This is a genomic window from Streptomyces sp. NPDC017095 (assembly GCF_044332325.1).
Taxonomy (GTDB): domain Bacteria; phylum Actinomycetota; class Actinomycetes; order Streptomycetales; family Streptomycetaceae; genus Streptomyces.
The window spans coordinates 332223-344016 of record NZ_JBIROU010000006.1 but is presented as its reverse complement, the minus strand read 5'-3'; the positions used below and the strand labels follow the sequence as shown (position 1 = coordinate 344016).

Here is an 11794-nt window from a genome sequence, read left to right as displayed (position 1 = left end):
GGCGGTCAGGCGTGGGTGGTCAGCACCATGTAAGGGGCCACTTCGGTCTCCGGCGGGGCGTCGGCGGCGGAGGCGTCGGCGGGGAGCGTGGGCAGGGCCACGGTGGGGGAGGGGAAACCGGCCTCGGTCAGGAAGCGCCGGTACCGGTCCAGGGAGCGGTAGTACGTCGTGCTCGTCATCGTGCTGCCGTCGTGCAGCCGCAGCCGCGTGGGCACCGCGTCGCCGTCGGCGTAGACCGCGCCCGGCTCGCCGTGGCGGACGGTGGAGAAGGCCACGCCCGTCGTCGCCGGGTTCAGGTCGGCCAGCAGGTACGGGGCACCGGGGCGCAGGACGCGGCGGATCTCGGCGGTGAGGCCGGCCAGCCGGTCGTCGTCCTGGTCGGTGCAGTACACCAGGCAGCACACGGCCGCGTCGACGCTGTCGTCGGCGAGCCAGTCCAGGGTGCGGCCGTCGAACAACCGGTAGGAGACCCGGGGATGGGAGCGGTCCGCGCGGGCGATGCCGAGCATGTCGGCCGAGGGGTCGAGCCCCTGGACCTCCCATTCCCCGGCGTCCGCGAGCCGCGTCGCGACCGCGCCCGTGCCGCACCCGACGTCCAGGGCCAGCCGGCCGGGACCGGCGTTCGCCTCGATCTGCCGCAGCACGGCCGGGAAGATCAGTTGCTCGGCCAGCCGCATGTCGCGATCGCGGTAGGCGGTGGCCGCGGTCGAGGTCTTCCAGTCGAGAGGGTGTTCGTCAGTGGTCAAGGGCGATGCCTCCTGGTCTGCGGCGGACCCGGACGGGTGAAACCGGCGTTCGACGGCAGCCTGGCACACGGACGGCACCGACGGCTTCCACGGCCGGGGAGATGCCACTTACGGCGCATCCGGCCGACGGCCGGTTGACAGGAGGGCGGGCCGCGGTCCAGTGGAGGACCTCCCCGGCAGCCGTACGGCCGGGCGGGCCCGAGGGGCCGCCGACCACCCCGGCCGCCAGGGAGACCGGACCGCGGGCACCCGTCCGTGCCCGCCGCCCGCGGCCGGTCCCGGCGGTCCGGGGTCGCCCGGGCGCAGTAACCGCGGGTGCGGGCTCGCAGCGGCGTGGTTACGGTCGGGTCGACGGACCAGCAGGCCCGAGAGGCCGCCTGGCGGCCGACGGAGGCCCGTTCGACGGGGGAGGGCACGGCCACGCCGCCAGGCCAGTCAGGGAGACAGGCATGAGCCGAGCCAAGCGCAGGCCTCGCGGCCCCCTCCGCGGCGGGGCGACACCAGGGCAGGACGGCGGCTTGAGTCCTTCCGCGACGACCGGGGCCGGCCACCGGCGCACGGCGCCCCCCGACGAGTCCCGGGCCCGCGCCACGCCCGGGGCGCTATCCGACGAGGAACCCATACCTGGGGAGCCCATACCTGGGGAGCCCATACCCGGGGAACCCATACCGTCGAGGGCGCAGCAGCAGTCCACCCTCCCCGAGTGCGCAGGCCCGGCACCAGAGGCGACCGTCCCGGCCGGACCGGCCGGCGACCCCGCCCACCCTTCCGCGTTCGCCGGCCCCGCTCACCCTTTGGCGTCCGCCGGTCCCGTTCCCCCGTCCGCGTCCGCCGACGTCGGGTGTGCCGTGCGGCCTGCGGCCGTCGGGCGCGGGCCGATGCCGTCCGGTCGCCGTCCCCGGCTCTCCCGGGCGTCTCCCGGAACCGGCGGGCGGACGATACGGCTGCGTCTGGCGGAGGCCGACCCCTGGTCGGTCATGGTGGCCGGCTTCCTCCTGCTGGCCGGTCTCGGCGCGCTCGTGATCGCCACGGCGGGTGTCGTCTGGGTCCTGATGCAGGCCATGGCCCCGGACGTTCTGCCCACGCTGACCACGGTCCTGGTCATCGCGTTCGGCGTCGTCACCCTCGAAGTCATCCTGGGCACCGCCCTGTTGACCCTGGGCGCCTTCCTCTACAACCTGTCGGCGCAATTCAGCGGCGGAGTCGAGATCGCCGTGACCGACACTCTCACCGGACCGACCCCGGCCGCCGCGCGGACCCTGCTGTTCCTGGCCCGGCTCCGCGCCCGCGCCCGCCGCCTGCGGACGTCCACCGGATCGCCGCGCGGCCGGACCTGACCACGCCCCGGGCACGCCCCCACCGCACCGGTCCGCCTTCCCTGCGCGCCGGGCGACCGCCGGCCCTCCGCGCGTTCCCGCCGACTCGATGTCGGTTTTCCGCCGGTACCCACCGCCCCCCGGCCCGCACAGTGAAGCGTCCGCCGCCGGCGGACCGGTGTCCGGGCGCGTCCCGGACGGCAGTGACGACAGGCGGGCTGGGAGCATGCACCGAACCGTTCGACCACGGGTTCTCTACTTCGGCACACCGGTGGTGCTCGTCAGCACCGCCAACAGCGACGGCTCCGCGAACCTGGCACCGGTGTCGTCCGTCTGGTGGGTCGGGCAGTCCTGCATGGTCGGGCTGGACGAGACGTCCAGGACCACGGAGAACCTGGCCCGTACCGGGGAGTGCGTGCTGAACCTGCCGTCGTCCGGACTCGTCACCGCCGTCGACCGGCTCGCCCTGCTGACCGGCTCGCCCGTGGTACCGGAGCACAAGCAGCGCAAGGGCTACCGCTACGAACCCGACAAGTTCGGTGCCGCGGGCCTGACCCCGCTGGCCTCCGAGACGGTCGGCCCGCCCCGGGTCGCCGAATGCCCCGTCCACCTGGAAGCCGTCGTGGACAGGATGCACCCCTTCGCCGAGGAGGACTCGGGCGTCATCGCCGTGGACGCGCGGATCGTACGGGCCCACGTCGAGGAAGACCTCCTGGTGCCGGACCGGCCCGGACACATCGACGCCGACCGGTGGGACCCCCTGCTCATGAAGTTCTGCGAGTTCTACGGCGACAGCCGCAACCTGCACCCGTCGCGGCTCGCGCGCGGCTGGGACATGCCGCTGCGCCGGACCTGACCGCACGGCCCCGGCGGCCGGCGCTGCGGCCCCCGGGGCCCGTCGGCGATCCGGCTCACACCGTGACCTCGGGGGCCTCCGGGCCGAGGTAGCGCACGGTCGTCTGTCCGGTGTGCGTAAGGAGCAGGCCGTGCAGTTCCTCCGCCGCCGTCTTCAGGAGGTGGCCGTCGCGCTCGCCGTGGAGGGTCTCCAGGACGAAGGCGACCCGCGTCGAGTCCTCGGTGACGCGGGTGCGGTGGGCGTCACGGTGGTTCCAGTGCCGGGTCAGCACACCCGCGGCGTCGGTGTAGACGACCTCGCCGGCCCGGGGGTGCTCGACGGTGCCGGGCTCGCCGAGCGGTGTGAACTCCTCGCCGCCGTCGGCGTGGCGGATGTCGACGTCCCCGGCGACCTGGTCGAGGTCGAAGGCGCCGGCGGGCAGGCCGTGGCGGGCGGAGACCGCGTTGTACGAGTCGACGGCCGGGTTGATGCGCGGCAGGGTGCCCTTCTTGGCCATGCGGCGGCCGAGCGCGTCCACGCTGGGACGGACCCGGCGGGGATTGGTCCCGAAGGAGCGGTAGGCGGTGTGCCACGCCTCGATCCGCGGGTCGGTCTCGTCGGCCGGCTGCCAGGTGCCCGCGGCGAGCTGCCGCTCCAGGTCCGCCAGGGCGGCGGCGGTGGCGGGCCAGGGCTCGTGACCGCGCACGCCGGTGGCGGTGACCACGGCGACGAGGGTGCCGGGGAAGGCGTCGGCGACGGCGGGGCTGAGGCGGAAGGAGGTCATGGGCGGTGTTCCGTTCGTGTGCGGTCCGTGGGCGGCGCAGTGGGCTCCGTCAGGGGTTGCTGTTGTCCGGGGGCGGTGGAGTCGGTGCCGTGGGGGACTCGTGCGGTGCGGGCGGGGGCGGGTTCACGACCGCCAGGGGCCGAGACGTTCCAGACGGCGTGCCTGCTGGCGTGCGGCGGGCACGTCCAGGGCCTGTCCGCGTGCGGTGAGACGGCCGGCGACGCCCGCGCGGTGCTCGACGGGCTTGTGGTCGTCGTACTTGAACTTGGCCAGCACCTCGGTGACGGTCAGCCTCAGGCCGCGGATGCCGGACAGCATCCGCCCGTACGGCGGCAGGCCGGCGGCGACGGGCGCGTGGTCGCCCTCGGGCTGGAAGTGGGCGAGCTGGCGGCGCAGCAGGTCGGCCTTGGCCTCCGGGTCGTCCACGACCTGGGCGCGGCAGGTGAACTGGACGGCGGCGTAGTAGCTGGTCGGTACGCCGTCGGTGGGTTCGGTGCCGGGCTGGGCGCGCCAGGGCCCGGGGATGAAGGCGTAGTCGCCGATGACGGTGAAGGTGACGTCCGGGTCGTGCTCGATCGCCTCCCAGACCGGGTTGGGGCGGGCGAGGTGGATCAGCAGCTCGTCGGCGTCGGCCGTGAAGTGCGTGGGCACGACGGAGGGCGGCCGGCCGGGCAGACCGTTGACGCAGAGCTGTCCGAAGTCGTGGCCGTCGGCGATCCAGGCCTGCCATTCGGCGTCGTCAAGGGCGGCGTCCCAGGGGTGGACGAGCATACGGTTTCTCCTTGGCGCGCGGGGCGGTCCTGCGGGGGTGCGCGGGCGCTGTGGTCGTTCGAGGGCGAGAAGGCCGACGACCCGCCGTGGTGGGAATGCAACGACCAAACCGTACAATGGACCGACCGTCCGATGTCAACCGAATGACCGGGTGGTGCATTCGAATGATCAGTGATGAGTGGTCGGTGAGCTGGTGATCCAGCGAGCCGCGGTGAGGATGGTGGTCGGATGGCCGAGGCGGAGGCCGCCCTGCGCACGCTCGCGCACAACGTCAGGGCGGCCCGCACCCGGGCGGGCCTGTCGCTGGACGAGCTGGGCCGGCGCGCGAAGGTGAGCAAGGGCGCGCTGGTCGGGCTGGAGAAGGCCCAGGGCAATCCGAACTTCGCCACGCTGGTCCGGCTCGCCGACACCCTCGGCGTCTCGGTGTCCGCCCTGCTGGAGGGGCCGGCCGAAGGCCGGGTGCGCGTGGTGGCCGCCGACGCCGTCACACCGCTGTGGACGGGCGGACGGGGCGGCGAGGCCCGGCTCATGCTGACCACCTCGGGGCCCGCCCCGGTCGAGGTCTGGCGCTGGCGCCTGGAACCCGGCGAGGAGTACCCGAGCCATCCGCACCAGGCCGGGGTCGTGGAAACCGTCAGCGTCACCTCGGGCCGGATGACCCTGGTCGTCGACGGCGCGGAGTACCCGGTCGAGTCCGGCCAGACCGCGGCCTTCGACGGCGACGTCCCGCACACCTACCGCGGCGCGGGCGACGGAACCTGCCACCTCGTCATGACCGTCCACCTGCCGCCCGGCCCCGCCACCGCTTGAGCCCGCGGCCGACGCGTCGGCCGCGGGCTCAAGCGGTGGCGGACGCACGGCGTCCTCAGGGGGTCCGGGCTTTTCCGGAGGCGGGCCAGGCCACTTGAGCCGCGCGCCGCCGGGCACGGGCCTTCCGGGAGGCGGGCCGGGCCGCCTGGCCGCGCGCCGCCGCCACGGAGATATCACCGGCAAAGCCGGGTCACTTCCTGGTGGAGCAGGGGTCGCAGCAGGAGGGGGCGGGTTCGACGCAGAGGGTGACGGAGTCGGAGTTGTTCGCCGGGTCGAGGTCCTTCTCGTTGCCGGTCACGGCGGCGGAGTTGGTGACGGAACCGGCCTCGGTGGCCTTGGCCCGCAGCGTGAGGGTGGCCGTGGCACCGTCCTCCAGGTCACCGATGGTCCAGCGGCCGGCGCCGGCGTCATAGGAGCCGGACGAGGCGTCGGCGGACAGGAAGGCGAGCGTGTCCGGGAGCCGGTCGGTGACGGTGGCGCCGGTGGCCGGGTTCGGGCCGGCGTTGCGGACGGTGACGCGGTAGGTGACGGTCTGGCCGACGGTGACGGTCGTCGCGTCGGCCGACTTCACCACGCTCAGGTCGGCGGCCGGCTTGACCTCCGTGACCTCCTCGTTCGACGTGGCCGTCAGGGTCTCCGGAGTCGGTCCGAGCCGGTTCTCGTAGGTGGCGGAGGCGGTGTTGGCGATCCGGCCGCCGGCGTTGGCCCGGCCGATGACGACCCGGTACTCCACCGTGGTGCCGGCGGGCTCGGCCGAGGTGTTGGGCAGGCTGCCGCCCTGCGCACCGGAGGCGCCGTTGCCGAGGCGGAAGACGACCCTGTCGCCCCCGGCGTCGTAGGCCCCCTGGTCACCGTCCTGCGCGTCGCTCTTGGGTCCGGCGTTCGGTCCCTCGATGACGCGCAGGGATCCGGGGACATAGGTCGTGCCCGCCGGGACGGCGTCGGTCAGGATCACGTTCTCGGCCGTGCCGCCGCCCTCGTTCCTGGCGGTGATGCGGTAGGTGACGACGTCGCCCACGTCCAGCGGCCCGGCGGGCACGGCCGTCTTGGTGAGGATCACGAGCGGAGCGGTGCCGAAGAAGACGCCGTCCAGGAAGTTGCCGACGCCGCGGTTGCCGCCGGCGGCGGAGACGGAGCGGAAGGCGAAGCGGGTCAGCGTCTGGCCGTCCGGGACGGTGTAGGTGCCGGTGTAGTAACCCCAGGCGGTGTTGCCGTCGGTGAACGTCCGCTGCTGGACCGTGGAGCCCGGCACGCCGATGTCCAGCGCCATGGTGTCCTGCCCCAGCCGGCCGCGGTGGTACAGCCGCCAGTACAGCTTCGTCCCGGGCGTGGTCGGCAGGTCCTGGTACAGCGTGGCGACCTCGTTGGCGTTCAGCTCGGCGAACTGGGCGCCTTCGGCCGCCGGCACGCCGTTGAAGCCCGACCGCCACAGCTCGATCATGTGGTCGGAGGCGCTGGTGCGCCAGCCCGGGACCCGCTTGGACGCCTGCGTCTGCGAGGCGTCCGGCAGGATCTCGAAGTTCGTGACCGCGGGCTCTTCGAAGCTGCCGTTGACCAGGGCGACCCGGAGCGGGATGGCAGGAGGCGTGGCCATGGTTCTCTCCCTTGGGGCGATGCGGCGGGAACGGCGTCGCCGGTCGCCCGCTTCCCGGGCGAGCCGTGGCGGCACCGCGACTGCCGGTAGCGCATCGCAGTCACACGAACGAGTAAAGCGGGTCACCGTCGGGTCCGGTCGATCATCCGCGGCGGGTTTGCCGGTCCCAAACCCCCGGCGCGCCGTCGGCCGGACCGCCGCCCGCGCCTCACCCCGCCCCCACCGGCCCCACGACGACCTGCCGCCACCGCCGTCCTGGCCGAAAGCGCGTGCACCGTTTCCCGGCCGCGGCCTCCCAGGAGTGAATCACTGTCAAGCGGAGTTGACGGCCCGTCAGGCAGTGGTGTCCCGGCGAGGCGTCCAGGCGTACGGGCGGCGCCCGGTTGTTGACGGCGGGAGTCGCTGAAACTACTTTTCAGGGAATGAGTGAGGAGCGGAAGGAAACTTTCGCGCCGGCCGTCGTCCAGGAGTGAGCGTGCGTCAACTCGACCTGCTGGTGATCGTCGTCTACCTCGTCGCGATCGCCGTGATCGGACTGCGGCTGGCCGGACGCCAGAAGACGGCGAAGGACTACTTCGTCGGCGAAGGACACATGCCGTGGTGGACCGTCTCCTTCTCGGTGGTGGCCACCGAGACCAGCGTGCTGACGGTCATCAGCCTGCCGGGCGGCGCCTACGGCGGTCAGGGCTTCGGCAACGTCGAGCTGGCCCTCGGCTACGTCATCGGACGCGTCGTCGTGGCGACCGTGCTGATCCCGCTGTACAAGCGGGGTGGGTTCGTCAGCGCCTACCAGTACCTGGGCGGCAGATTCGGCCTGAAGGTGCAGGGACTCGCCTCGGTGGCCTTCGTCTTCACCCGGCTGCTCGCCGAGGGCGTCCGGCTGTTCGCCTCCGCCATCCCGATCAAGCTGCTGCTCGACGAGTTCGGCGTGCACGCCGGCTACCGCCTCATCATCGTCGTCCTCACGGTGATCACTGTCGTCTACACCTACCTCGGCGGCATCAAGGCGGTCATCTGGACGGATGCCATCCAGATGGGCCTGTACCTGGGCGGCGCCCTCCTCGCCATCGGGGTGCTCGCCGCCCATGTCGGCGGCGCGGGCGTCCAGCGCGCCGTGCACGCGGGCCGGTTCCGGCTCTTCGACACCGACTTCGGCCTGGCCCACATCCTCACCAGCCCGTTCGCCCTGCCCACCGCGATCATCGGCGGTGCCATCTTCGCGATGGCCAGCCACGGGTCCGACCAGCTGATCGTCCAGCGCGTCCTGGCCACCCGCTCGCTGCGCGACGGCCAGAAAGCCATGATCGCCTCGGGTGTCTTCGTCACGCTCCAGTTCGCCGCGTTCTCCCTCGTCGGCGCGCTGCTGTGGTCGTACAACCAGGGCAGGAGCTTCCAGGAGCTGGGCCTGACCAGCTCCGACAACCTCTACCCGGACTTCATCCTGCACGGGCTGCCCGTGGTGGTCTCCGGTCTCCTCGTGGCCGGCATCCTCGGCGCGGCGATGGGCTCGCTGTCCTCCGCGCTGAACTCCATGTCGAACTCGACGGTCGCCGACATCATCCACAGCTTCTTCCGGAGCGTGCCCACGGAGGCGTTCCTGCTCCGGCTCGCCCGGCTGATGACCCTGGTGTGGGCGGTGCTGATGGCGTTCTTCGCCTGCGCCTTCAGCACCAGTACCGGCAACGTCTACCTCACCGGCCTCACCATCGCGGGCTACACCTACGGCGCCCTGCTCGGCGCGTTCCTCCTCGGCCGGCTCGTCCGGCGCGCCGGCGAGACCGACGCCGTCATCGCGTTCCTGGTGACGGTCGGCGTCATGACGTACCTCGTGCGCGGGGTCAGGATCGACGTCGCCACGGCCGGGACCACCGTGCCGACCGCGATCGCCGCGCAGTGGCTCGTCCCCATCGGCGTGGTGATCACCCTGGCCGTGGGCGGTCTGTCGAGTCTGTTCCACCGGACACCCGAGCCCGCCGCCGCCCCGCTGGGCGACGGCGGACCCGGACCGGACCGCGCGACGGCCGCCGTGGCCCCGGAGTGACCGGGCAGCCGGCCGGCCCGGCCCGAAACGCGCACGGTCCCGCCCGTCCCCCGAGCGGTGTCCCGGCACCCCGCGCGGCCACGGCCCCGGGAGGAACCCTGCGACAGCCGAAGCCGCCCCGGCGCTCGCGGCCGGCACCGCCCGCCCGGCGCGGCCCCTGCCCGAAGGAGACGCCGTGCGGGTGATCGGACTGATGTCAGGCACCTCCTACGACGCCATCGAGGCCGCCGCCGCCGACCTCGCCCTGGACGGTGACAGCCTTCTCCTGCGGTCCCTCGGACACCTCTCCGTCCCTTACCCGGACGAGGTGCGGGAGCTGATCGCCGCCACCCTGCCCCCGGCCGCCACCACCACGCGGGCCATCTGCGCCCTGGACACCGGCATCGGCCGGTCGTTCGCCGGTGCCGCCGCCCGCGCGCTGCGCGACCTGTGCGACGGGGCGGCCGACCTCGTGGTCTCCCACGGGCAGACCCTGCACCACTGGGTGGAGGACGGCACGGTCCGCGGCACGCTCCAGCTCGGCCAGCCCGCCTGGATCGCCGAGACGACCGGACTCCCGGTCGTCTCCGACCTGCGCAGCCGCGACGTCGCCGCCGGCGGCCAGGGCGCGCCGCTGGTCGCCCTGACCGACGCCCTGCTGCTGTCCGGCCTGCCCGGCACGCCCGCCGCGCTCAACCTCGGCGGCATCGCCAACATCACCGTCCTCGCGCCCGGCGCCGCGCCGCTGGCCTTCGACACCGGTCCCGCCAACGCCCTGCTGGACGCGGCCGTCCACCACTTCACCCAAGGCGCCGCCGCCTACGACGAGGACGGCCGCCGGGCCGCCGCCGGCCGGGCCGTCCCGGCCCTGCTGCGCTTCCTGCTGGACGACGCCTACTACCGCAGGCCCGCCCCGAAGACCACGGGCAAGGAACACTTCCACCTGCCCTACCTGCTCCGGGCGCTCGACGCCGTGCCCGTGCCGGCCGCCGCCGACGTCCTCGCCACGCTGACCCGGCTGACCGCCATGACCGTGGCCGGCGCCTGCCGCGCCCACGGCGTCACCCGGCTCGTCGTCTCCGGCGGCGGCACCCGCAACCCGGTGCTGATGCGCCTGATCGGCGAGGAACTGCCGGGCGTCCCGCTCGGCCGCAGCGACGACCTGGGACTGCCGTCGGCCGCCAAGGAGGCGCTGGCCTTCGCCGTCCTGGGCTTCCTCACCGCCCACGGCCTGCCCGGCACGCTGCCCTCGGGCACCGGCGCGCGCCGGGCCACCGTACTCGGCAGCATCACCCCGGGCCGGTCCCCGCTGCGCCTGCCCGAACCCGCCGCACGGCCCCCGCGCGTGCTGCGCGTCATGCGCTGACCGTCCGGTGGGTCCCGCCGTGACGGCGCGGACGACGTTGGGAGCCTCGCCCGCCCGGGGACCGTGCCACCCGGGCGGGCGAGGACGAGCGAGCCGCGCCGGGAGCCGTCCCGGCGCGGACGGTTCAGACGGGCGGGGTGCCGGGGCGGACAGGGACCGCCGGGGCGCCGGTGTGCACGGCGTCGGCACCGCGGCCGTGGCCGTCGGCCTGGCCGGAGCGGGACCAGGCGGCCCCGCTCGTCGGCAGGCCCGGGTCACCGGCGCCGAGCCGGCCCGTCAGTCCCAGGACCAGCGCGGTGAGTGCCGCGGCGGCCACGGCGGCACGGCGCCGGGAGCGGCCCGGTTCCGGCACGTGTGCGCGGTCTTCGCGTGTTGCCCGGCCGGTACGGTGGGTCACGTGCCCTCCTCGTGGTGATCCGCGGGTGTGCGAGGCGGAACCGGGTGGTGCGGCCTTGGGTGGCGTGCCGGCGCGACGGCCTGACGGCGGCCCGGTGGCCGTACGCCGGTACAGGGTGGCGCGTCTCGCCCGTATACAGTGGGAGCGCTCCCACTGGGTGTTGTGGGGACTGTAGAGACCGTCACGTGTTCCTGACAAGCCACCCGGGCGAATGAATCGCCGGAATCAACGGGCGGGTGGCGGCGTGCAACCATCCGGCAAACCGGGGTGTCTCAGCTCATAGCAGCATGAGGAGCGGTCAAGGGGGACATCATGCGACGAACGGCAGCGGCGATGACGGCACTGGTCCTGGCGGGAGCCGGACTGGGCGCGGTGACGGCAGCCGCGGGCACCGCGACGGCGGCCACGGCCCGAAGCGCGGCCTGTCCGACCGGCTGGGGCAGCGGCGCGAAGGGCGGTGTCGCCACCGGAGCCGTGCCGCTGAAGGACATCAGGACCGGCCGGCACGACTGCTTCGACCGCATGGTCTTCGACGTGCCCGGCGGCGGTGCCCTCGCCTACCACGTCCAGTACGTCGACCGGCTCGTGCAGAACGCCACCGGCCGGCACATCCCGGTGGGCGGCGGGGCCGTACTCGACATCCGGGTCGGGGCGCCCGCGTACGACCCGGAGAGCGGCGAACCCGCGTACCCGGGGCAGACGGGGCGGCCCCTTCCCGGTGTGGATCCCGGCGGCTACCGCGCCTTCCGGGACACCCGGTTCGCCGGCAGCTTCGAGGGCGAGACGCAGGTCGGCCTCGGTGCCCGCGCCCGCCTGCCGTTCCGGGTGACCCGGCCGGCCGGCCGCCTCGTGATCGACGTGGCGCACACCTGGACGGGCGGCCGCTGACGGCTCCCGCGCGGTGCGGACGACACGGCGTGGGCCGTCCCGTCCGGACGGGTGCGCCGGCCGGTGTGCCGTGGTGGGGGCCGGCGGGCCGGCGGGAGGTGTGCCCGCCGGCGCCGCGTGCCCGGCTCCGGGCAGAGATGAACGTTTGGACCCCGCGCGCCCGCCGCCCCGGGAGGGCGGGCCCGGCGCCGGAAAGCCGCACCGACGCGGGGTAACCGGAACCTACCCGTCCGCCGTTCGGATGGGAAGCCCCTCCGGGAGCGGCAG

General features: G+C 74.1%; 11 protein-coding genes. 6 read left to right on the top strand and 5 right to left on the bottom strand.

From position 1 onward, the window contains the following. Positions 1-5 precede the first annotated feature (5 nt). Positions 6-746 carry a class I SAM-dependent methyltransferase gene (locus ACH4OA_RS14650; RefSeq protein WP_397969261.1) on the bottom strand — a complete coding sequence of 247 codons (741 nt, stop codon included), beginning with the start codon at positions 744-746 and terminating at the stop codon, positions 6-8. Between the two features lie 977 nt (positions 747-1723). Between ACH4OA_RS14650 and ACH4OA_RS14645 the strand changes: the two genes are divergently transcribed. Both ACH4OA_RS14645 and ACH4OA_RS14640 read left to right on the top strand, forming a co-directional pair. After that, on the top strand, positions 1724-2083 hold the full coding sequence (locus ACH4OA_RS14645) for a DUF3566 domain-containing protein (protein WP_397969259.1): 360 nt from the start codon (positions 1724-1726) through the stop codon (positions 2081-2083). A gap of 205 nt (positions 2084-2288) precedes the next feature. Next, entirely contained in the window at positions 2289-2918 is a 630-nt protein-coding gene (locus ACH4OA_RS14640) for a flavin reductase family protein (RefSeq protein WP_397945314.1), read from the top strand. Positions 2919-2973: 55 nt separating this feature from the next. Here the strand turns inward: ACH4OA_RS14640 and ACH4OA_RS14635 are convergent, their stop codons facing one another. Continuing rightward, positions 2974-3681: a B3/4 domain-containing protein gene (locus tag ACH4OA_RS14635; protein ID WP_397969257.1), complete on the bottom strand. Its 708-nt coding sequence runs from the start codon at positions 3679-3681 to the stop codon at positions 2974-2976. 123 nt (positions 3682-3804) lie between these two features. Further along, entirely contained in the window at positions 3805-4452 is a 648-nt protein-coding gene (locus ACH4OA_RS14630) for an FMN-binding negative transcriptional regulator (protein ID WP_397969255.1), read from the bottom strand. Between the two features lie 228 nt (positions 4453-4680). On the opposite strand from ACH4OA_RS14630, the gene ACH4OA_RS14625 reads away from it, so the two are divergent. Further along, positions 4681-5262, top strand: coding sequence for a helix-turn-helix domain-containing protein (locus ACH4OA_RS14625; RefSeq protein ID WP_397969254.1), 582 nt, complete (start codon positions 4681-4683; stop codon positions 5260-5262). A 190-nt stretch (positions 5263-5452) separates the two neighbouring features. Here ACH4OA_RS14625 and ACH4OA_RS14620 read toward each other — a convergent pair whose 3' ends face one another. Further along, positions 5453-6856, bottom strand: coding sequence for a CARDB domain-containing protein (locus ACH4OA_RS14620; protein ID WP_397969252.1), 1404 nt, complete (start codon positions 6854-6856; stop codon positions 5453-5455). Positions 6857-7331: 475 nt separating this feature from the next. Here ACH4OA_RS14620 and ACH4OA_RS14615 point away from each other — a divergent pair, with 475 nt between their 5' ends. After that, positions 7332-8897: a sodium:solute symporter gene (locus ACH4OA_RS14615; protein WP_397969250.1), complete on the top strand. Its 1566-nt coding sequence runs from the start codon at positions 7332-7334 to the stop codon at positions 8895-8897. Between the two features lie 175 nt (positions 8898-9072). Continuing rightward, on the top strand, positions 9073-10242 hold the full coding sequence (locus tag ACH4OA_RS14610) for an anhydro-N-acetylmuramic acid kinase (RefSeq protein WP_397969248.1): 1170 nt from the start codon (positions 9073-9075) through the stop codon (positions 10240-10242). Positions 10243-10366: 124 nt separating this feature from the next. On the opposite strand, the gene ACH4OA_RS14605 is transcribed toward ACH4OA_RS14610, so the two are convergent. After that, positions 10367-10639 carry a hypothetical protein gene (locus tag ACH4OA_RS14605; protein ID WP_397945308.1) on the bottom strand — a complete coding sequence of 91 codons (273 nt, stop codon included), beginning with the start codon at positions 10637-10639 and terminating at the stop codon, positions 10367-10369. A 312-nt stretch (positions 10640-10951) separates the two neighbouring features. Between ACH4OA_RS14605 and ACH4OA_RS14600 the strand changes: the two genes are divergently transcribed. Beyond that, positions 10952-11527, top strand: coding sequence for a hypothetical protein (locus ACH4OA_RS14600; RefSeq protein WP_397969246.1), 576 nt, complete (start codon positions 10952-10954; stop codon positions 11525-11527). Positions 11528-11794: the final 267 nt, after the last annotated feature.